This window comes from Massilia sp. IC2-278, assembly GCF_020708045.1.
In the GTDB taxonomy this organism is placed as follows: Bacteria; Pseudomonadota; Gammaproteobacteria; order Burkholderiales; family Burkholderiaceae_D; genus Telluria.
Window position 1 is genome coordinate 276,084 of the sequence record NZ_JAJFES010000005.1, and the last position, 20,885, is coordinate 296,968.

The 20,885-nt window shown below is 65.1% G+C and carries 17 protein-coding genes, 1 tRNA gene and 1 pseudogene; 4 read left to right on the forward strand and 15 right to left on the reverse strand.

The features are described 5' to 3' along the window. Positions 1–188: 188 nt before the first annotated feature. The 3 genes and pseudogenes from LK540_RS12960 to ychF form a co-directional block, all read right to left on the reverse strand. A complete protein-coding gene (locus LK540_RS12960) occupies positions 189–485 on the reverse strand; it encodes a tyrosine-type recombinase/integrase (RefSeq protein ID WP_229437719.1) in 297 nt (98 codons plus the stop codon). A 53-nt stretch (positions 486–538) separates the two neighbouring features. Beyond that, positions 539–910: pseudogene (locus LK540_RS25400) on the reverse strand (tyrosine-type recombinase/integrase); the annotation flags it as partial. A 236-nt stretch (positions 911–1,146) separates the two neighbouring features. Continuing rightward, positions 1,147–2,238 (reverse strand): redox-regulated ATPase YchF, encoded by a 1,092-nt coding sequence (gene ychF / locus LK540_RS12970; protein ID WP_229437720.1) that lies wholly within the window; start codon positions 2,236–2,238, stop codon positions 1,147–1,149. 280 nt (positions 2,239–2,518) lie between these two features. Here ychF and LK540_RS12975 point away from each other — a divergent pair, with 280 nt between their 5' ends. Continuing rightward, positions 2,519–3,205 (forward strand): PEP-CTERM sorting domain-containing protein, encoded by a 687-nt coding sequence (locus tag LK540_RS12975; RefSeq protein ID WP_229437721.1) that lies wholly within the window; start codon positions 2,519–2,521, stop codon positions 3,203–3,205. Between the two features lie 68 nt (positions 3,206–3,273). Here LK540_RS12975 and LK540_RS12980 read toward each other — a convergent pair whose 3' ends face one another. From LK540_RS12980 to LK540_RS13015, 8 genes are all read right to left on the reverse strand, one after another. Continuing rightward, positions 3,274–4,371, reverse strand: coding sequence for a patatin-like phospholipase family protein (locus LK540_RS12980; RefSeq protein ID WP_229437722.1), 1,098 nt, complete (start codon positions 4,369–4,371; stop codon positions 3,274–3,276). 219 nt (positions 4,372–4,590) lie between these two features. Beyond that, a complete protein-coding gene (pth, locus tag LK540_RS12985) occupies positions 4,591–5,175 on the reverse strand; it encodes an aminoacyl-tRNA hydrolase (RefSeq protein ID WP_229437723.1) in 585 nt (194 codons plus the stop codon). Positions 5,176–5,302: 127 nt separating this feature from the next. Further along, on the reverse strand, positions 5,303–5,893 hold the full coding sequence (locus LK540_RS12990; protein ID WP_229437724.1) for a 50S ribosomal protein L25/general stress protein Ctc: 591 nt from the start codon (positions 5,891–5,893) through the stop codon (positions 5,303–5,305). Between the two features lie 183 nt (positions 5,894–6,076). After that, a complete protein-coding gene (locus tag LK540_RS12995; protein WP_229437725.1) occupies positions 6,077–7,027 on the reverse strand; it encodes a ribose-phosphate pyrophosphokinase in 951 nt (316 codons plus the stop codon). Between the two features lie 147 nt (positions 7,028–7,174). Next, positions 7,175–7,251 (reverse strand) — tRNA-Gln (locus LK540_RS13000). 71 nt (positions 7,252–7,322) lie between these two features. Further along, positions 7,323–8,204: a 4-(cytidine 5'-diphospho)-2-C-methyl-D-erythritol kinase gene (ispE, locus tag LK540_RS13005; RefSeq protein ID WP_229437726.1), complete on the reverse strand. Its 882-nt coding sequence runs from the start codon at positions 8,202–8,204 to the stop codon at positions 7,323–7,325. Beyond that, positions 8,201–8,716: an outer membrane lipoprotein LolB gene (locus LK540_RS13010; RefSeq protein WP_229437727.1), complete on the reverse strand. Its 516-nt coding sequence runs from the start codon at positions 8,714–8,716 to the stop codon at positions 8,201–8,203. The genes ispE and LK540_RS13010 overlap by 4 nt, the downstream gene beginning before the upstream one ends. A 142-nt stretch (positions 8,717–8,858) precedes the next feature. Then, entirely contained in the window at positions 8,859–10,637 is a 1,779-nt protein-coding gene (locus LK540_RS13015; protein ID WP_229437728.1) for a tetratricopeptide repeat protein, read from the reverse strand. Positions 10,638–10,789: 152 nt separating this feature from the next. Here LK540_RS13015 and mutM point away from each other — a divergent pair, with 152 nt between their 5' ends. The 3 genes from mutM to mutY are packed head-to-tail and all read left to right on the forward strand — an operon-like array spanning position 10,790 to position 14,687. After that, entirely contained in the window at positions 10,790–11,623 is an 834-nt protein-coding gene (gene mutM / locus LK540_RS13020) for a bifunctional DNA-formamidopyrimidine glycosylase/DNA-(apurinic or apyrimidinic site) lyase (RefSeq protein ID WP_229437729.1), read from the forward strand. Positions 11,624–11,646: 23 nt separating this feature from the next. Next, positions 11,647–13,566, forward strand: a complete 1,920-nt coding sequence (locus LK540_RS13025; RefSeq protein WP_229437730.1) for a dynamin family protein — start codon at positions 11,647–11,649, stop codon at positions 13,564–13,566. Next, a complete protein-coding gene (gene mutY, locus LK540_RS13030; RefSeq protein WP_229437731.1) occupies positions 13,566–14,687 on the forward strand; it encodes an A/G-specific adenine glycosylase in 1,122 nt (373 codons plus the stop codon). The genes LK540_RS13025 and mutY overlap by 1 nt, the downstream gene beginning before the upstream one ends. 138 nt (positions 14,688–14,825) lie before the next feature. On the opposite strand, the gene LK540_RS13035 is transcribed toward mutY, so the two are convergent. The 4 genes from LK540_RS13035 to LK540_RS13050 all read right to left on the reverse strand — a co-directional run bounded on the left by LK540_RS13035 (position 14,826) and on the right by LK540_RS13050 (position 20,848). Then, on the reverse strand, positions 14,826–15,443 hold the full coding sequence (locus tag LK540_RS13035) for a hypothetical protein (RefSeq protein WP_229437732.1): 618 nt from the start codon (positions 15,441–15,443) through the stop codon (positions 14,826–14,828). Positions 15,444–15,947: 504 nt separating this feature from the next. Then, positions 15,948–17,087: a deoxyguanosinetriphosphate triphosphohydrolase gene (locus LK540_RS13040; protein ID WP_229437733.1), complete on the reverse strand. Its 1,140-nt coding sequence runs from the start codon at positions 17,085–17,087 to the stop codon at positions 15,948–15,950. A gap of 10 nt (positions 17,088–17,097) precedes the next feature. Beyond that, a complete protein-coding gene (gene aroKB, locus LK540_RS13045) occupies positions 17,098–18,735 on the reverse strand; it encodes a bifunctional shikimate kinase/3-dehydroquinate synthase AroKB (protein ID WP_229437790.1) in 1,638 nt (545 codons plus the stop codon). A gap of 124 nt (positions 18,736–18,859) precedes the next feature. Further along, positions 18,860–20,848 carry an Ig-like domain-containing protein gene (locus LK540_RS13050; protein ID WP_229437734.1) on the reverse strand — a complete coding sequence of 663 codons (1,989 nt, stop codon included), beginning with the start codon at positions 20,846–20,848 and terminating at the stop codon, positions 18,860–18,862. Positions 20,849–20,885: the final 37 nt, after the last annotated feature.

Consider the following 20,885-nt stretch of genomic DNA (forward strand, 5'->3'; position numbering starts at 1 on the left):
GCTTGTTAGTTGCACATGACCTGCGCATGCATTGGCGTGCCGTTGGGTTTCGAGTTTAGATTCGCTTAAAATGCAAGAGGGCGGTTCATATGCCCGTCAGGAGGACCAGTTCATGGATCAAAAATGTTCACCGTCCAGGAGATCTACCAGGACCGACGCTAATACCGCGTGCCGTTTTACCAGCGACCCTACGCTAGGGTGCCGAGCTTACCGTGCAGGGTTTTCTGCTTCGGGTGTATTTGCCATTCGCTCATTTTGTTTGCCCAGTCTTGCATCATGGCTCGCCGCTCGTCTAGGTAGGTGGCATGGTTGTAGGTGCGGCGCACTCCATTCGGCTCAGCGTGTGCCAGCTGGGCTTCGATGGCATCGGGCTGATAGCCCATTTCATTAAGCCGAGTGCTGCCCGTCGTACGCGTGCCATGCGGGCTGTACTTGGTCGCCCAGCCGAGCTTCTTAAGGGCCTGACGCAAGGCCGCGTCAGCCATGGGACGTCAAGGACATGGGCTGGAGTGATCTGGCGAACAGGGAGCTTGCCGATCGACGGAAAGACCACGCGCTCTAGCATGTCGAGCCGGCGCTTCTTGGTAACTTCCTCCCAGTCCTTCAGGGCCAGCCACTCCTTAGCGACGACCTCAAAGGTGTTCGCTGAGTCATGCTCGCGCTTGATGCGTTCGATCTGACGGTTCTGAACGGGATTGATGCCCTCCCTAACCAGCTTCCGTGCTGCTTCACACTTCTCTCTAGCCTCACCGAGCGTCACGCTTGGGTAGTCGTCAAGCGCGAACCGCGAGGCCTTGTCGTTGAGCTTGAATCGATAGCGCCACGCCTTGATACCGTTCGGCTTGATCTCGAGGTACAGCCCCTTGTAGTCATTGAAGCGATAGCTACCTTCTTTGGGCTTTTGCAGCACGGCACTGAGCGTCGGTAAGCATGTGAGTAAGGTCGTTGTGGCAACACGCTCATCATATACACCAATTCTGTGGGTTCGGAAGTTTCATATACACCGCCATATGCACTTGCGCAGCACATGCGCAAGTTATTGCATGCAACAAGAAGAAACAAGAAAGCCCCGAGTTACGGGGCCTTCTTGAGGATTTCAGGCAGTTTTTGCAAGCCGTTGAAACTGTCTGAAATGGCTTGCTCAAATCAGACGTTGAACAGGAAGTTCAACACATCCCCATCCTTGACCACATACTCCTTGCCCTCGGCGCGCATCTTGCCCGCTTCCTTCGCGCCCGACTCGCCCTTGTAGGTGATGTAGTCGTCGAAACCGATGGTCTGCGCGCGGATGAAGCCGCGTTCGAAGTCGGTGTGGATCACGCCGGCCGCCTGCGGGGCGGTGGCGCCGACTTTCACGGTCCAGGCGCGCACTTCTTTCACGCCGGCGGTGAAGTAGGTCTGCAGGCCGAGCAGTTTATAAGCGGCGCGGACCAGGCGGTCCAGGCCCGGCTCTTCCATACCCATGTCGGACAGGAAGGCTGCCTTGTCGGCGTCGTCGAGGTCGGCGATTTCCGATTCGATGGCGGCGCTGATCGCGACGATCGGCGCGTTCTGCTTCTTGGCGAACTCGGTCAGCTGGTCGAGCAGCGGGTTGTCGGTGAAGCCGGTGTCCGAGACGTTGGCCACGTACATCGCCGGTTTCGCGGTGATCAGGTGCAGTTCGCGGATCAGGAACATCTCGTCGGCGTCCAGGCCCAGGGTGCGCACCGGCTGGCCTTCGTTCAGGTGCGGCAGCATGCGCTCGCACAGGGCGACCAGCTTGGCGGCGTCCTTGTCGCCCGAACGGGCTTTCTTGTTTTCGCGGTGGATCGCCTTTTCGACGGCGCCCAGGTCGGCCAGCGCCAGTTCGGTCTGGATGACTTCGATGTCGTCGATCGGGCTGACCTTGCCGGCCACGTGGATCACGTTCGGGTCTTCGAAGCAGCGCACCACATTGACGATGGCATCGGTTTCGCGGATGTGCGACAGGAACTGGTTGCCCAGGCCCTCGCCTTTCGAGGCGCCGGCCACCAGGCCCGCGATGTCGACGAATTCGACGATGGCCGGGACGATGCGCTCCGGCTTGACGATCTCGGCCAGCTGGGCCATGCGCGGATCGGGCACCTCGACCACGCCGACGTTCGGCTCGATGGTGCAGAACGGGTAGTTTTCAGCCGGGATGCCGGCCTTGGTCAGCGCGTTGAACAGGGTGGACTTGCCGACGTTGGGCAGGCCGACGATGCCGCATTGGAGACTCATGGGAATTCTTTCTCTCGATGATGATGAGCTGTAATGCCACAGCTCGGAAACCCCGCATTGTAACCCGGTCGGCGTGCGAATGCCGCAAAAACAGGCGCGCGGGCAATGTCCCAGGCTGCCTGCACAACAGCTCTGTATCAGGCGAAAACCTGTCGGAATTCTTTACAGCTTGTAGCTGGAATAATTTTCCTGGAAATAAATTTTCTTCCCACTCAATAAGTTATCTAGGTGGAACGGAAATTGCTCATAGGATAGCAATTACACTTCTATCGAGACATGCATGAAAAAGTTCGCTTTCCTCCTGTTGACTGCCATCACCCTGGCCGCGGGTTCCGCCCAGGCCGTCACCATGCGCGGCCATGGCACCGGTTCGCTGGTCGGCCATGACCTGACCGATCCGGAAAACGATGCCCACGGCAACGAATACGTCAACTACAACGCCGTGTTCCGTTCGTCGATCGAACCGCAGTACGTTGCCGAAGGCGCATTCAATGTGTTCGATAATATCGTTGGCGGCGGCAACGACAAATGGTGCTGCGACGCCAACGGCTGGGTCGAGGCGGACTTTGGCAGCAAGCGCTACCAATTGACCAGCTTCACGGCATCATCGGCCAACGATGCGCCGGAGCGCGATGCCGACATCTGGCAGATCCTGGGTTCGAACGACGGACTGAACTACACGACGATCTTCTCGTACAACCACGATGGCGTATCGCCATGGCGCAACCGCTACCAGGTGAACGAGTACACCGCGGGTGTCGACTACACGCTGCCGGCCGCGTACAGCATCTTCCGCTACCAGGCCTTCTCGACGTTCGGCAACGGCCTGCACCAGCTGGCCGAACTCGAGTTCTTCGGCAAGGAACTGGTCGAGGAAGCCAGCGACGTGCCGGAACCGGGCAGCATCGCCCTGCTCGGCCTGGGCCTGCTGGCCGGCGCCGGGGCGGTACGCCGCAAGCGCGCCTGAGTTTCTGCTGCAACGACGAAGCCACTGCCGCGCAGTGGCTTTTTTTTCGCCTGCGGGAGCTGGCCGTGTCAGATGGCGCGCAGGCGCGCGGGATCGGGCCGCTCGACAAAGGCGGCCAGCTCGTCGCGCAGGCGGCCGCCTTCGGCCATCGCCGTGTTCCAGGCCTGCACGCGCGCGTCGTGGTTCAAGCTGTAGAACTTGAAGTCGGCGCGGTCGGGCAGCTTGGCGCGCGGCAGGGTCTTCAAGAAATCCTGCGACGGCGAGACGATCAGTACGTTGTCGAGCCAGCCGCGGTTCGGGCCGCGGGCGCAGCGGCGCCAGGGCAAGGCCTTGTCCAGCCAGCCCGGCACGATGTGCTCGTTGAAGTGCGGGTACAGCACGATGCCGTCCGGGTCCTGCTCTTCCACGCGCGCATACGGCAGGGCCAGGTTGTAGTCGATGATGCCGCCGTCCCAGTAATAGCCTTCCGGCACGCCGGTGATCCGCGTGACCGGCTGCATGACCAAGGGCAGCGTGCCCGAGGCCAGCAGGCCGGCCGCCAGGTTTTCACGCGTGAGGGCCGCGAAGTGAGTGGTAAAGGCGTCGAATCTGTTGCGCAGCCAGGGTGCGCCGTCGCGGGCGTCGCCGATCACCACGCGTTCGAGCAGGCCGCCCAGGCGTTCGCGCGAGGCGAAGTTGGTCAGCGCCGCTTGCGCGAAGCCGCGCATCTCGGCGCGCCGGTGCGTGGGCGCGGCCAGGCCGCCCTTGCCGCGCACGGCCAGCAGGTGCAGGCGGTGGTGCGGGTGCTGCACGATGTCGTTTTCATGGCCGCTGACGAATTCGCGCAGCAGCTCCTGCACGACTTCGTTGATCCGCTGTGGGCTGGGCTTGGTGCTGGTGTAGCGCTGGCCGGCGTACAGTTCGCCCAGGCGGGCAAAGGCGCGCACCGGGTCGCGCTGGCAGGCGGCGGCCATACGCCAGGCGCCGATCGAGGAGCCGATCAGGGTGCGCTCGCGTGGGCTGGATGGGAGCCAGTCGCCGAACACGTATTGGTCGAGGTCGCGGAAGATCAGGCCTTTCGGGCCGCCCGCGGCGGCGGGGACGATGGCGATGTCGGCGGCGCGCAGGCCGTCGCTGCGGATGCGGGCCAGGGCGCGGGGGCCGGCGTGGAAGTTGAGGGCGCTCATCGGGGGAATTATCGCAGGAGACCGGGATCAGGTCAGCCTTTACGTTTGGACATGCATGCGCAGTATTGGTGGGTTCGAGAACCCACCCTACGGAGCATGCGTTTCGATATGCAGGCGTTGTACCGCGTGGACACAGGTGTCCACCCTACGACCCCGGATAGTGTGCAAGCGACGGATTGCCGTACGTGGTGCAAGGAGACGCCCACACTACAACAGCAATCAGGCGGTGTGCAGCTGCATTGTCGCGGCGTCGAGCTTGCCTTCGACCGCGAGCGGGATGATGCGCAGGGCTTTGTCGATGGACTCTTCGATCAGGCTTTGCTCTTCGCGGCGCGGGCGGTGCAGCACGAAGTCGGCGACGTTCTGCTGCAGGTTCAGGCTGCGCGGGTGGCCGATGCCGATGCGCAGGCGCCAGTAGTCCTGGGTGCCGAGGGCGGCGGTGATGTCTTTCAGGCCGTTGTGGCCGCCCGAGGAGCCGCCCTTCTTCAGCTTGGCGATGCCGGGCATCAAATCGAGCTCGTCGTGCACGACCAGCACTTCGTCGGGGTTGATCTTGAAGAAGCGCGCCAGCGCGCCGACCGACTGGCCGGAACGGTTCATGAAGGTCAGCGGTTCGAGCAGCCAGACTTCCTTGCCGGAGATGGAGGTTTTCGCCAGCATGGCGTTGTAGCGGCTTTCGCGCTGCAGGCGGCAGCCGGGCAGGCTGTTGGCGAGGTTGTCGACCAGCCAGAAGCCGGCGTTGTGGCGGGTTTGTTCGTATTCCGGGCCAGGGTTGCCGAGGCCGACGATGAGGCGGATGGACATAGCGGTCGCGTCAGGAAAAAGAGGATTATCGCCTAAACGGCGATTGACCAGAAAACAAAAAACCCGCCGGGCGCGAGCCGCGGCGGGTTTTTCTCGTGCAGGGCCACCCGAAGGCAGCGCCGAAGAATTACTTGGCTTCTTCGGTTTCGGCAGCAGCTGCGCCACGCGGCACCGAGGTGGTGACGATGGTCAGGTTCTGGCCGTGGGTCAGCGCGGTCACGCCGGCTGGCAGTTTCAGGTCGTCGGTGTGGATCGAGCCGCCGACTTCCAGGGCGCCCAGGTCGACTTCGATGAACTCTGGCAGTTGACCTGGCAGGCAGGCGACTTCCAGTTCGTTCAGCACGTGCGACACGATGGCGCCGCCCAGCTTGACTGCTGGCGAGGTCTCGGCGTTGACGAAGTGCAGGGCGACCTTGGTGTGGATCGGCTGCGAAGCATCGACGCGCTGGAAGTCAGCGTGCAGGACCAGTTGCTTGTATGCGTGCATCTGGAAGTCGCGCAGCAGGACTTGCTGGGTCTGGCCTTCGATTTCGAGGTCCAGCACGGAACCGTGGAAAGCTTCTTTCTTGAGCGCGTGGTACAGGGCGTTGCCGTCCAGGGCGATCAGGACCGGGGCTGCTGCGCCGCCGTAGATGATGCCTGGGGTCTGGCCAGCCTTGCGCAGGCGGCGGCTCGCTCCGGTGCCCTGCAGGGTGCGGTTGAATGCAACTACTTTCATGTGAAACTCCATAAGTGTGGGATCGCATGCGGGACAGATTCCCACCCGATTTCCCGGTTTGCGCCCGCCCCCGCGACCAGGGGCTGGCATGGCTGAGCACTGACTGCGCGCTCAAGAAAATCTACAGTACAACGGCGCGCCGGGCATGAAGCCGGGCGCGCCGCGAAATGATGCTTGTCTTGCTTAGTCGACGAACAGCGACATGACCGAGTCGCCCTTGACGATACGCTTGAAGGTCTCGGCCAGCAGCGGAGCACAGGTCAGCTGGCGGATCTTCGGGCAGGCGGCGGCAGCGGCCGACAGCGGGATGGTGTCGGTGACAACCAGTTCGTCCAGCGGCGAGTTCGAGATGCGGTCGATTGCAGGACCCGACAGGACCGGGTGGGTGCAATACGCCACGACTTTCTTGGCGCCACGTTCCTTCAGGACTTCGGCGGCCTTCGTCAGCGTGCCCGCGGTGTCGACCATGTCGTCCATGATCACGCAGTTGCGGCCTTCGACTTCGCCGATGATGTTCATGACTTCCGACACGTTCGCCTTTGGACGGCGCTTGTCGATGATCGCCAGGTCGCAGCCGAGGCGCTTGGCCAGGGCACGGGCACGGACCACGCCGCCGACGTCCGGCGACACGACCAGCAGGTCGTCGTAATTCTGCTTCTGCAGGTCGCCCAGCAGCAGCGGCGACGCGTAGATGTTATCGACCGGAATGTCGAAGAAGCCCTGGATCTGGTCGGCGTGCAGGTCCATGATCAGGACGCGCTCGACGCCGGCTTCTTCCAGCATGTTGGCGACGACTTTGGCCGAGATCGCGACACGCGCCGAGCGCGGGCGGCGGTCCTGGCGGGCATAGCCGAAGTAAGGAATCGCGGCCGTGATACGGCCAGCCGATGCGCGCTTGAGAGCGTCGACCATCAGCATGATTTCCATGAGGCTGTCGTTGGTAGGAGCGCAGGTCGATTGCAGCACGAAGACGTCTTTACCGCGGACGTTCTCGTTGATTTCGACCATGACTTCGCCGTCCGAGAATTTCGAGACGACTGCTTTACCGAGAGGAATACCGAGGCTTTTTGCGACCCCTTCTGCTAGCGCCGGATTAGCGTTGCCGGTAAAAACCATCAGGTTTTCGTAAGCCATGGGAGTCCTGAGAGAAGAGCGTTGATACTTTTGAAAAACAATCAGCCGGCTATACCGGCTGATTATGCTTTAAAGACCGCACCGCTTGAGTGGTGCCGCCAATTTCATCCGCCGGACACGTTCGCATCGACAGCCGGATAAAACGAATGGCAGGGGAACAAGGATTCGAACCTTGGTATGCCGGAATCAAAATCCGGTGCCTTAACCAGCTTGGCGATTCCCCTACGCAACTTACAGCTTGCCGCTTTGCTTGACTATTCTAACCGTCATTCGCTGCGACAGGCAAAATTTTATTCTACAACATACTGTTTTGCAAGAGCTTTTTTATCGGGTGCCTTGCCAGCGATCTTGCTTTCCACGCTGTCCACTTGCCTGGCACCTGGCCCAGCACATGGTTCGCTTCAGCTTCGCCAGGCAGCGCAACAAACACGCAGGCCCCGGAACCCGTCATCCTGGCCGCGCCGTATTGGCTCAACCATTCGATCGCCTCCCCTACTGCTGGAAACAACCTGACAGCAACTCCTTGCAAATCATTTCTTCCGAAGCCGCTGATGTTTTGCGCTTCAGGAAAGTCCGCTATTCTGACGGGTTTGCTGTCTCTTGTCAAATCGTGCGCGGTAAAAATTGCTGGGGTCGGTACGGAGACGCCCGGCTCGATCACCACGTACCAGCAATCCGGCCCCTGCACGGGCTGCATCGCCTCCCCGATTCCTTCCACGAACGCGGTCTCGCCATACAGGAAAAAGGGAATGTCGGCGCCCAGCGGCAGGCCGATCTCCATCAGTTCCTCGTCGCTGAACCCGCCCTGCCACAAGACATTCGCCGCCATCAGCGCGGTGGCCGCATCCGACGAGCCACCGCCGAGGCCGCCGCCCATGGGCAGGATTTTATCCAGGCGCACGTCGATGCCGCGCACGGCACGGCCGTGACGCTGTTCGAAGGCATCGGCCAGGCGGCGCAGCGCGCGTACCACCAGGTCGGATTCTTCCGGCACGCCCGGCACGTCGTTGACGCGGCGAATCAAACCATCGTCGCGCACATCGAAGTGCAGGGTATCGCCGCGGTCGATCAGTTGAAAGACGCTTTGCAGCAGGTGGTAGCCATCGGCGCGGCGGCCGACGACGTGCAGGAACAGATTCAGCTTGGCCGGTGCCGGGCAATCGTGCAGCGATTTCATGAATTGGACGGACCGATGATGATGCGGATTTCCAGCTCGCCGGAAGCGGTGGTGCGGGCGGCGTCGATGCGCTTGGGCAGCGGGTGCGCCGCCGTTTCGTCCTGCCACGACGCGAAGCGCAGGCGCCAGCCGTCGCGCGTGTAGACAGTGTTGTTGGCCGGCGAAGCGGCGAAGCGCTTGCCGTCGGCGCCAACGGCATAGCCCTGCAGCCAGTCGCGCAGGCCGGCTACCGGCAATTGCCAGCCGAGCGCCTGGGCGGTGAGCGTGTCGATGTCCTGCGCCACCAGCGGTTCGCGCCCGGCCTGGGTCAGCGTGGCCTGCTGCGGCGTGACGCTGATGGCGGCGAGCTGGCTGAACGAGGACGACAGCGTGACGTCGATGCGGCCCGGCTGTTGCGACCAGGTGAAGTTACCGGTCAGCGAATCCGGCTGGCCTTCCTTCAGGTAGTTCACCGACAGGCGGCCGCCCAGTTCGATCGTGTCGCGGTAGGCGCCCACGGTGGACTGGGACACGGGCGCGCTGGCGCAGCCGGCAAGCACAGCGGCAATGACAAGCAGAGATAAGCGTCGGGTGATTGGCATCGGTCGAAAATAGAAGTTGAAAAACAAACGGCGGAACAGGTCCGCCGCCGGTCGTTAATGATATTGAATTATTTCACAGGGACAGGCGCAGGCGCGCCAGCGTGCTGCGCAGGGTGTCGTTCTGCGGGTCCTTGGCGCGCGCTTCCAGCCACAGCTTCTGGGCATCGGCACGCTTGCCCTGCTGCCACAGCACTTCACCAAGGTGGACCGCGATTTCCGGGTCGCGGCGCAGGCTGTAGGCACGGCGCAGGTGGGCCTCGGCGGCATCGAGGTTGCCGAGCCGGTATTGCACCCAGCCCATGCTGTCCATGATGAAGGGGTCTTCCGGCGCCATGGCCATCGCCTTTTCGATCAGCGCACGCGCTTCTTCCAGGCGGATGTTGCGCTCGGCCAGCGAGTAACCGAGGGCATTGTAGGCATGGTGGTTGTCCGGCGCCAGGCGCATCACTTCGCGCAGGGCGGTTTCCATGTCGTCGACGCGGCCGGTCTTTTCGGCCAGCAGCGCGTAGTCGTAGAGCAGGTCGGGGTTGCCCGGGAAGCGCTTGGTGGCGGCCCCCATCAGCGTATAGGCCTGCTCGGCCTGGCCGGCGTCGCGCAGCACCTGGGCTTCGGCCGCCAGCACCTGGGCCTGGGCCACCGGCTCGCCGGGTTTCAGCGACGCGAGCAGGCGGCGCGCGGCCGGCACGTCGCCGCTTTTCCCGAGCAGCTGGGCGCGCCGCAGCTGGACGCCGAACACGGTCTTCTCGTCGCCTTCGGGCAGTTTATCGAGCCAGCCGACGGCGGCCTGCAAATCGCCCCGCTCCTCGGCCAGCTGCGACAGGATCAGCAAGGCTTTCGAGGGGTCGCGCTCGTCGTCGGGATTGCGGCCCAGCACTTCCACGAAGCGAGAGAAGTAACGTTCGGCAGCCGGCGGGTCGTTCAGCTGGGTCGACAGCACGCCCAGCGCGTACAGCGTGGTGACATTGTCCGGCTGCTGGCTGTCGAGCAGCAGGAACTGGCGCCGCGCTTCCTCGTACTGCTTGTTGTTGACCAGGATGCGGGCGTGCGCCGCGCGCACTTCGCGCGCCTTCGGATTGGCGGCCAGGAACTGTTCCAGGCGCGCCGTTGCCTGGGCCTCGTTCTCGCTCGATTGCGCCAGGGTCAGCATAGCGATTTCGGAATCGGGCTTCAGGGCCAGGGCGGCCTGCGCCTCACGCACACCCTCCTCCCGGGCGCCGCGCGCCAGCGCCGCCTGGGCCAGCACTACATGGCCCTCGACCGTGTCGCGGTAGGGCGCGACCAGGCGCACGAGCATGGCGTTCGCCGCTTCCTTGTCCTTGGCACGTGACAGCAGTTGCTGCACCTGGTACAGCACCACGCCGCGCACCGCGGGCGGCGAGCCGGCCAGGCGCTTGCGGAAGATTTCTTCTGCGTCGGAGATATTGTCGGACAGGATCACCATCCCCAGATAGTATTGCGTCGCTTCGTCGGACTCCGGGTCGAGCTTGCGCCATTCGCGCACGGCCGCCAGGGTATCGTCGGGCTGGCGCGCGGCCAGGGCCATTTCGGCGGCGCGGCGCGCCAGGCGCGGATCGCGGGTCTGCTGGGCCAGGGCCAGCATGGTGATGTAAGGACCTTGCCAGTCGCCATTGCGGAAGGCGAACTCGGCACGCAGCAATTGGTTCAGCAGGGTGCTGGTGAGCTCGATCTTAGGCAAACGCGCCAGTTGCGCCGCTTTCTCGGCTTCCGCGGCGGCCTCGGCGGCCTGCTGCTCGGCTTCAGCATCTGCAGCCGGCGCGCCCTGCGCATTCGCCTCGGCCGGCGCCGCCGGCTGTGCAGCAAGCGGCGCGCCGGACTGCGGCTGTGGCGCCACAGCGCATGCCGCCAGCACACCGGAGAGAGTTACAATGACGAAAGCGTTTTTCAAAGCATGTCCATATCGGGAAGGATGTCCCGATTCTACGCCCAAGCCCCGCAACGCGTGCGCGCCCGCAACACGAATTTACAAGTATTTGTCAGATTTTCATGCCTGAACTCCCGGAAGTAGAAGTCACCCGGCGCGGTGTCGCGCCCCACCTGGAAGGCCGCGTGGTCGAGGAAGTCGTGTTCCGCCGCGAGGGCCTGCGCTGGCCCTTCCCTGCCCACATCGCCGCGACCCTGGTCGGCCAGCGCATCGAGCACGTCAAGCGGCGCGGCAAGTATCTGCTGCTGGGCTTTGCGGGTGGCACGCTGATCGTGCACCTGGGCATGTCGGGCCACTTGCGCGTGCTGCCGCCCGGTATCGAACTGAAGAAACACGATCACTTCGACCTCGTCGTATCCGATGGCGACCGGAAGCAGGTGCTGCGCCTGCACGACCCGCGCCGCTTCGGCGCCGTGCTCTGGCATGCGAACGACGACGGCGAGCTGGAGCAGCACATCCTGCTGCGCGGCCTGGGCGTGGAGCCGCTGGAAGAACAGTTCTCCGCCGAGCTGCTGTACCGCGCCACGCGCAAGCGCAGCGCGCCGATCAAGCAGGTGCTGCTGGCCGGCGACATCGTGGTTGGCGTGGGCAATATCTACGCCTGCGAAAGCCTGTTCCGCGCCGGCATCAACCCGAAGACGCCGGCCGCGCGCATCAGCCGCGCGCGCTATGAAAAACTGGCCGTGGCGATCCGCGAGATCCTGGCCGCCGCCATCGTGCAGGGCGGCAGCACGCTGCGTGACTTTATTGCAGTAAATGGGCAGTCTGGATATTTCCAGCAGACATATTTCGTCTATGATCGAGCCGGAGTGCCGTGCAGAAACTGTGGCACCCCGATCCGACAAATCAAGCAGGGCCAGCGCTCCACCTTTTATTGCGCCACCTGCCAGCGCTAATTCCTGAAGAGCGGGTGAGAGAGATGCAACAAATACAAGAATACGGCGCCTGGCGCGCTGCCATTGCGCGTGCACTGGACGCTTACCGGGCCGCGCTGCAAGCGCTGGAACTGGGCGACGCGGCAACGCTGGCGCGCGTTGGCCAGGCCCAGGCGCGGGTGCGCGACGACCGCCTGTCGGTGGCCTTTGTCGCCGAATTCTCGCGCGGCAAATCCGAACTGATCAACGCGATCTTCTTCGCCGACTACGGCAAGCGCATCCTGCCTTCGGCTGCCGGCCGCACCACCATGTGCCCGACCGAGCTGCTGTACGACGCCGCCCTGCCGCCCTGCATCCGCCTGCTGCCGATCGCCACCCGCGCCAGCAATCTGTCGACCGCCGACTACCGTGAGGACCCATCGGCCTGGACCGTGATCCCGCTCGACCTCGATGCGCCCGACAGCATGAGCGCCGCCTTCCGCCAGGTGAGCCTGACGCGCCGCGTGCCCAGCGAGCAAGCCCAGAACTATGGCCTGTACGACCCGCTCGACCCGGACCACGCCGACGCCCTGGGGCCGGACGGCACGGTCGAGATCTCGCAGTGGCGCCACGCCATCATCAACCTGCCGCACCCGCTCCTCAAGCAAGGCCTGGTGATCCTCGACACGCCGGGCCTGAACGCGATCGGCACCGAGCCCGAACTGACGCTGAACCTGATCCCGAACGCGCACGCGGTGCTGTTCGTGCTGGCCGCCGAAACCGGCGTCACGCGCAGCGACATCGATGTGTGGCGCACCCATATCGGCGCCGGCCCGGGGCGCCTGGTGGTGCTGAACAAGATCGACGCCATGTGGGACCCGCTCAAGGACGACGCCGGCAACGAGGCCGAGATCGCGCGCCAGCAGCGCGGCGTGGCCCAGCAGCTCGGGCTGGAGATCGACCAGGTATTCCCGGTATCGGCCCAGCAGGCGCTGGTCGGGCGCATCCACGGCGACATGGATTTGTTCGAGCGCAGCCGCGTCGGCGCGCTGGAAGCGGCCCTGCTGCACAGCCTGATCCCGCAAAAGAAAACCATCCTGGCGCGCCAGCTGCGCGAGGACCTGGCCACGCTCGAAGGCGCCCTCGGCGCGGCCCTCGGCGCACGCACGCGCGACCTGGTCGAGCAGCTGCAGGAACTGAAAAGCCTGCGCGGCAAGAACCAGGCCGTGCTGGCGCTGATGATGCGCCGCATCGAGGCCGAGCGGAAGGACTTCGACGCCGGCCTGTTGCGCCTGCAGGAAGCGCGCACCCGCTTTGCCGCGCTCTCGACCCAGCTCTACACCCTGCTCGGCGTGGACGGCGTGGCGCGCCAGGCCGAAAGCGTGCGCCTGGCGCTGCAGGCCGCGCGCTTCGCCACCGGCATGCGCGCGCCGGTGCGCGCCTTCTTCGACGAAGCGCGCGCGGCGCTCGACGCCTCGGAAGCCAAGGTCGGCGAGATCGCCGCCACCACCGAAGCCATGGTGCGCAGCTTCGCGGCCGAACACGGCTTGACGCTGTCGCCGCCGCCCTCGCTCACCCTGGCGCGCTACCGCGAGGAGATCGACGCCATCGAAACGCTCTACCTGAAGCAGTTCGGCACCGCGACCCTGCTCATGACCAGCCGCGCGACGCTGATGGAGCGCTTCTTCGACTCCATCGCCTCGCGCGTGCGGCGCGTGTTCCGCGCCGCGAATGCCGACGTCGAGGCCTGGCTGAAGGTGATCATGGCGCCGCTCGAAACCCAGATCCGCCAGCACAAGGAGCAATTGCGCCACCGCCTGGCCTCGATCCAGCGCATCCACGACGCCACCGACAGCCTGGAGCAGAAGATCGCCGCGTTCGAGGCGCGCCAGGGCGAGCTGGAACGCCAGCGCCGCCAGGTGCAAGATCTGGGCGCGGCCGTGTGCACGGCGCTGGACGAGCCGGCACTGCTGGAGGCGGCGTGATGCGTGTGAAGGAATTTGCCCAGTTCGATTCGCTGGCCGACCCGACGTTTTCGGACGCGGTGATCACCTGGCAGCGCGCGCACGGACGCCATACCCTGCCCTGGCAGAACACGCGCGACGCCTACCGCGTGTGGCTGTCCGAGATCATGCTGCAGCAGACCCAGGTGGCCGCGGTGCTGGGCTATTACGCGCGCTTTCTGGAGCGCTTTCCGACCGTGCAGGACCTGGCCGCGGCGCCGGTCGAGGACGTGATGACCTACTGGAGCGGCCTCGGTTACTACACCCGCGCGCGCAATTTGCACGCCTGTGCGCGGCGTGTGGTGGCTGAATACGGCGGCGTGTTTCCGAGCGATCCCTTGTTGCTGGCGGACTTGCCGGGGATCGGGCGCTCTACGGCGGCCGCGATCACGGCGTTCTCGAACGGCACGCGCGCGGCGATCCTGGACGGGAACGTGAAGCGCGTGTTCGCGCGCGTGTTCGGGGTCGAGCAGTATCCGGGCGAGAAGCGGGTCGAGGAAGCCCTGTGGCGGCGTGCGGATGCGCTGCTGCCGCTCGATGGGATCGAGGCCTATACGCAGGGACTGATGGACCTGGGGGCGACGCTGTGCACGCGCTCGAAGCCTGATTGTGGGCGTTGCCCGCTGCAGGCGCGCTGCGTGGCGTATGCGACCGGGCGCACGGCGGAGCTGCCGGTGCGCAAGCCGAAAAAGGCGTCGCCGGAAAAACGGGCGGATCTGCTGGTGGTCGTGTTCGACGGCGAGGTGCTGCTCGAGCAGCGGCCGGGCAGCGGGATCTGGGGTGGGCTGCTGTCGCTGCCCGAGGTCGAGGGGCATGTGGCGCTGGGGGATGCGGCGCCTTCGATGCTGGCGCCTTCTTCGTCCGTGATGGCGGGCGCGCTGGCGCGGTTTGGCGAGCTCGACGAGGTGCAGGCGCTGCTGCCGCTGGTGCACGTGTTCACGCACTACAAGCTGCATATCTTTCCGCACAAAGTGACGCCGGTTGCGCGGCCTGTGGCGCCGGCGGGATTCGTGTGGTGGAAGCTGGCGGCGATCGAGGAGGCGGCGTTGCCGGCGCCGGTGAAGAAGCTGTTGCTGGAGTTGGGACGGCCGAGTTTGTTTTGAGACGTCTGTGACAAGTACGCTCGCGTTTCAGTCGTTCGGTGACGTTTGTGGAAGGGACCGGTACCGTGCCGCGTGGGCACAGGTGCCTGGCGCGGCCCGGCCCACCCTACAAAACCTACAAAACCAACGGGGCGGCCTTTATTCGAGCTGCGAGAGTTTCTCGATGATGTCTTCGTTGCGGCGTGCGGGGGTGTGGCGGCGGTCGAACTTGGGTTCGGCGAATCCTTTTGCTTCGGCGATGATTCCTTGCGCGGTTTTCAGGGTGGCTTCCATGGCAGCGGCGACTTCGCGCATCGCGATCATGGGCGATACGTTTTCCTTCCGCGGGTCTTCAATGCCGCATTCGCGCCGCAGTTGTGAGGCGATGCGCCAGCGGTCGTCGCCGGGACGCCGGACCGCGACGTCGCGCCAGGCATTGCGGCCGTTGCCTGCAGCAGCCATGGTGAACTGGCGCGGCGACACGGACTTGCCCTTGTGGAGGATGACGTCGCCGTCGACCTGGGCGTAGAAGGAGCCTGCCTCCGTGCTCATACGCAATTCGGTGCCGTGCGGCAGGAACAGCGATTTCCACTGGTAGCCGCCGGGCCGGGGCTGGGCGCAAATATGGGCGCGCTGGCGCGATGCGTGGCCGAGATCGTCGTGGGAATTCTGACCCGACAGAAAAACGTCTTCAGTCGTCGCTATCCAGGCACGTACCGCCATCTCGATGGCTTCGATGGGCGACAGCGTGCTCTTGGTGCGGGCGAGGCTGTTCACGAGGTCTTGCAGCAAGCGAGGAGTGAGCAACGGCCCATTCACATATAACTGTCCCATCGGCGCTCCGCAGGTATCGAATGATATCTGTTGGACTCGCGCTGTTTGAATTGGTTCAGTTCGCCGGAAATCGCGGCGATGCCATGTCGAGGACAGGCTGGTAGGGCTCTGGAAGCGCCCTCTGTAAAGCTGTCTCGTTCAGGGTGCCAAAGCTGTCGTTTTCTGCCGTATTTTGTCTCGTTTTTTTTCAAGACAAAACCAGACAAGAAACGACAGGATGCACAGGCCAAACGGGACAGGTTTACAGAGGGCCTAGAAAAGAGCCCCTCCCCTCCCCTTGCAGAGGGCGATGGCAGCGGGTTTCCTCTACTCTCCCGCTTCGTGTCTTAGCTCAGAACAATTGCCCGCTCGCCTGCCAACCCTGGCGCCGCCTATAGCCTTGGCATCACCCGCAGCCCTGCCCACCCACTCCTTGCCAAACCGGGTTTTGCTAGCGAAAAGCCACAGCTACAGCGTATCGAGCGAAAAAATCCTGCGGTGCTCGCGGATCGCATACCGGTCCGTCATCCCCGCGATGTAGTCCGCAATCTTGCGCGCCTGCTTGTGAACATCGCCCGCAGCCACCTGGTAATCCGGAGGCAGCAGCACCGGGTCCGTCATGAAGGCATCGAACAGCTCGCGCACGATGCGGCTCGCCTTCACGCGCATGCGGTTCACCTGGAAGTGCCGGTACAGATTCGCGTACAGGAAGCGCTTGAGCGCCGTGGTTTCAAGACGCATCCGGTCCGAGAAGCGGATCAGCGGCGGCCCCTTGCGCACGTCCTCGATGTCGCGCGGCGCCGCTTCCAGCAGGCGCGCCGCCGAGGTCTCGACCAGGTCGGCCGTCATGGCCGTGATCATCAGGCGGATCGTCTCGTACAGCGCGCGCCGTCCCGGCAGGCCCGGGTACTGCGCCTCCACCGCGTGGCGGTTGCGCGCGAACAGCTCCACTTCTTCCATCTGCGCCATCGTCAGCAGCCCGGAACGCAGGCCATCGTCGATGTCGTGGTTGTTGTAGGCGATTTCGTCGGCCAGGTTGGTCAGCTGCGCTTCCAGGCTGGGCTGGGTCTTGTCGATGAAGCGCTGGCCGAGTTCGCCCAGCTGGCGCGCATTGTTCAGCGAGCAGTGCTTCAGGATGCCTTCGCGCGTTTCGAACGTCAGGTTCAGGCCGTCGAAGGCGCCGTAGTGTTCTTCGAGGTGGTCGACCACGCGCAGGCTCTGCAGGTTGTGCTCGAAGCCGCCGTAGTCCTTCATGCATTCGTTCAGCACGTCCTGGCCCACGTGGCCGAAGGGCGTGTGGCCGAGGTCGTGCGCCAGGGCCGTGGCTTCGACCAGGTCTTCGTTCAGGCGCAGGCTGCGCGCCAGGGTGCGGCCGATCTGCGCCACCTCGATCGAGTGCGTCAGGCGCGTGCGGAACAAGTCGCCTTCGTGGTTCAGGAAGACCTGGGTCTTGTACTCCAGGCGCCGGAAGGCGGTGGAGTGGATGATGCGGTCGCGGTCGCGCTGGAACTCGCTGCGCGAACCGGGCGCCGGCTCGTCGAACTTGCGCCCGCGCGACTGCGAGGAGTGCGCGGCGTAAGGGGCCAGGTTGCAGTCGAAGTCGATCATGCGCGCCTCCTCAGCTTTGCTTGTCCTGCACGATGCAGGCCGCCAGCGTGGCCTGCAGCACGTCCTGCGGCACGCTTGCGATGCTCGGGCTGCCCAGGGGCTTGAGCAGGATGAACTTGATCGCCCCGCCCTCGTTCTTCTTGTCGACCTCCATCAGCTCGATCCAGCGCGCAGCGCCCAGGTCCGGCGCCACGACCGGCAGGCCGGCCGCCGCCACCAGCTTGCGCAGGCGGTCCACGCTGGCGCCGTCGATCAGGCCCAGGCGCTGCGACAGGTCGGCCGCCATCACCATGCCGCAGCCGACCGCTTCGCCGTGCAGCCATTCGCCATAGCCGAGGCCCGCTTCGATCGCGTGACCGAAGGTGTGGCCGAAGTTCAGCACCGCGCGCAGGCCGCCTTCGCGTTCGTCCTTGCGCACCACGTCGGCCTTGATTTCGCAGGAGCGGGCGATGGCATGCGCCAGCGCGTCCGGCTCGCGCGCCACCAGGCGTGCGATGTTCGCTTCGATCCAGTCGAAGAATTCGCCATCGAGGATGGCGCCATGCTTGATCACTTCGGCCAGGCCGGCCGACAGTTCGCGCGGCGGCAGCGTGTCCAGGGTGGCGGTGTCGGCCAGCACGGCGCGCGGCTGGTAGAAGGCGCCGATCATGTTCTTGCCGAGTGGGTGGTTGATGCCGGTCTTGCCGCCTACCGAGGAATCGACCTGGGCCAGCAGTGTGGTCGGGATCTGGACAAACGGCACGCCGCGCATGTAGCTGGCCGCCGCGAAGCCGGTCAGGTCGCCGATCACGCCGCCGCCCAGCGCCACCAGGGTGGTCTTGCGGTCGCACTTGTTGGCCAGCAGGGCGTCGAAGACGGCCATCAGCGAACCCCAGTGCTTGTGCTCCTCGCCATCGGGCAGGACGATTTCCACCACCTCCTTGCCGGCCGCACGCAGCGGCGCCGCCACCTGCTCGAGGTAGAGCGGGGCCACGGTGGTGTTGGTGACGATGGCCGCCTTCGTGCCGCCGACGTGGCGCACGAGCGCCGCCGGATCGGCCAGCAGGCCGGGGCCGATCGAGATGGGATAGCTGCGTTCGCCGAGTTCGACGTTGAGGGTGAGTTGTGCTGCGTTCTGTATTGCCTGGGTCATCGATGCCGCCTTCGCGCGCCGGGCGCGCCCGGCTTCGAGCGCGTCCAGCTGTTCTAGGATAGTCTGGACCATCGATTGTACGTTAGGACGGCCGGTATCGATGACGAGGTGCGCGATCTCGCGGTACAGCGGCTCGCGCTGGACCAGCAGCTGCTCGAGCTTGCGGCGCGGGTCGGCCGTCTGCAGCAGCGGACGGTTCTTGTCGTGGGAGGTGCGCTGGAGGATGCTGCCGATGCTGGCGCGCAGGTAGATCACGGTGCCGCGCTCGGCCAGCAGGGCGCGGCTGGCGGGGTCGAGGATGGCGCCGCCGCCGGTGGCGAGCACGATGCCGTCCTGGGCGGTGAGCTCGCGGATCATCTCGGCCTCGCGCCGGCGGAAGCTGCCCTCGCCCTCGATCTCGAAGATCCACGGGATCGAGGCGCCGGTGCGCGCCTCGATCGCATGGTCGGAATCGACGAAGCGCTTGCCCAGCCGGCGCGCGAGCAGCCGGCCGATGGTGGTCTTGCCGGACCCCATCAGGCCGACCAGGAAGATGTTGTTACTGTACGCCTCGGGCACGATATTGAGCTCGCCTAAAAAGACAAACGGCCAGTTCAAGCCTGGCCGTTTGTTGTTACGGTCACCCGCTGCGGTTACCCGCTTATGGGCAGCTGAACGTCAGTTTAAACGGAATCGTGGTGACAACGTTACCCGGCGTGGTCACGGTGACGTTGAAGGTCGCCGTCACCGGGGCCGTGCAGCTCGCCGCGTTCGGGTTCGAGATCGAGAAGGTATGGCGCGAACCCTGGGCGCCGGACACGTTGACGCCGGTGATGTCGTCGGCGCTGGCGCTGTGCGGGAAGATGTTCGGCACGGTTGCCGGCACCACCGCCGCCGCCGCCGCGTTCACGGCGTTGGCCACCTGGACCTGGGTGCCGAACGGCAGCGGGTTCAGGTTGACGTCGTTCAGCTGCAGCACGAAGACCTTCGAATCGGCCGCGCGCACGGTGCCCAGGTCGGTCACGTCGGTGCCCAGCGCCGTCGTGCCGTTGTCCAGGAAGACCTTGGCCGCGCTCGATCCGCCGAAGAACAGGCCGATCTTGCTGAAGATGGTGTTGGTGCCGTCGCTGCTGCTGGCGCAGACCGTCGCCAGGCCCGCGCGGGCGCTGTCGTCGCTGACCAGCGGGCCGCTGCCGGTGTTGCAAGGCGTCGCCGGCTGGTTCTTGCCGTGGCTGCGCGGGTCCTGGGTGCGGAAGTCGACCGAGCAGCCGCCGTTGACGGTGCTGCAGCCGCCCTTGTCGGACGAGCCGATCGAGCCCATGTTGGTCTGGAACACGACCGGGGTGCCGTCCGGGACCGGGTTGCCGGAGGCATCCGCGATCATGACCTGCACGCGGGTGGCCGGCGTCGTCGGGCTGCTGTCCTTGTTCAGGCCTTCCAGGTTGTAGTTCTCGGCGCTGAGCGAGAAGGCGCGCTGGATCGGCAGGCCGGTGGTGACGACGATCGAATCCGAGCTGGTCGAGATACCTTCCGGCCGGCTTGCGGTGGCAGTGTCCGGCAGCGTCGCGAAGACGCGGAACGAAGTCGCGACCGGTCCGGAATTGACCGTCGTGATCACTTCGCCGTTCTCGTCGGTGGTGTCGGTTGCCTTGTTCAGCTGGACCACCGCCGGATCGGACACCCGGAATGTGACTGCGCGGCGCGGCAAGGGGTTACCGAAGGTATCGAAGACGCGGAATTTCAGGACAGCCGTCTCGGTGCGGTTGATGCCGCCCTGGCCCCGGATCACGATCGACTTCTCGACCGGATCGGCCGACACGAACTGCACCGACGCCGCCGTCGGCGGCGCGATCTTCAGCGGCACGGTGGCCGGCACCGAGACGCCGTCGGCAGTAACGGTGATGACGTCGTCGTTTGCGCAGCCCTTGTCGCGGTAAACCGTCTTGGCGACGCCGTTGTTCGTTGCCACGGTCGGCGCCAGCGTTGCCTTGCCCGCCGTAACGCAGGCCGAGGTGAAGTTGACGTTCACCTGGTTCAGGTAAGGCGTGCCGCCGGCCAGCACTGGAACCGTGATCTCGGTCGAGTCATAGGCCTGGATCTGGGCGTCGCGGGTGGCGACCGTGCCGAAGCTGAGCGTGGTCGCGCCGACCTGGAAGTTGCGTTCGCCGACGATGGTGGCGCCGCCCACGCTGGCGGTGGCGGTGAGTTTACCGGCGCCGCCCGCGGCCAGGCTGGCCGAGCGCAGGCTGATGCGGGCCACGCCCTGGTCGTCGGTCAGCGCGGTGCCGGCCGACGGCGAGAAGATCGCCAGGCTGGCGTCGGTGGCAAAGGTGACCATCGCTTCCTTGACCGGGTTGCCGCTGGCATCCTTGACAGTGGCCTGCACGGTCAGTGGCGTGGCGCCGCTCAGCGAATTGCTGGCCTGGCCGCCGGTGTTGGCCAGGGCCAGGGTGACGGTCGGCGCCGCCGGCACGGCTGGCGTGGTCGGCGTGGTCGGCGAGGTGCCGCCGCTGGCGCCGCCCGGTGCGGCCACCGAGCCGGGATTGCCGCCGCCGCCGCCGCAGGCGCTCAGGGCCGCCGCCGCGATCAGGGTCAGGGCCGCCAGGCGCAGGGGCGAGGCGGAGGAAGAGGATTTGAAGGAGTGCTGCATCGTCGTTCCAGTTTTTCTCGATTGTTGGTTGTCGGTC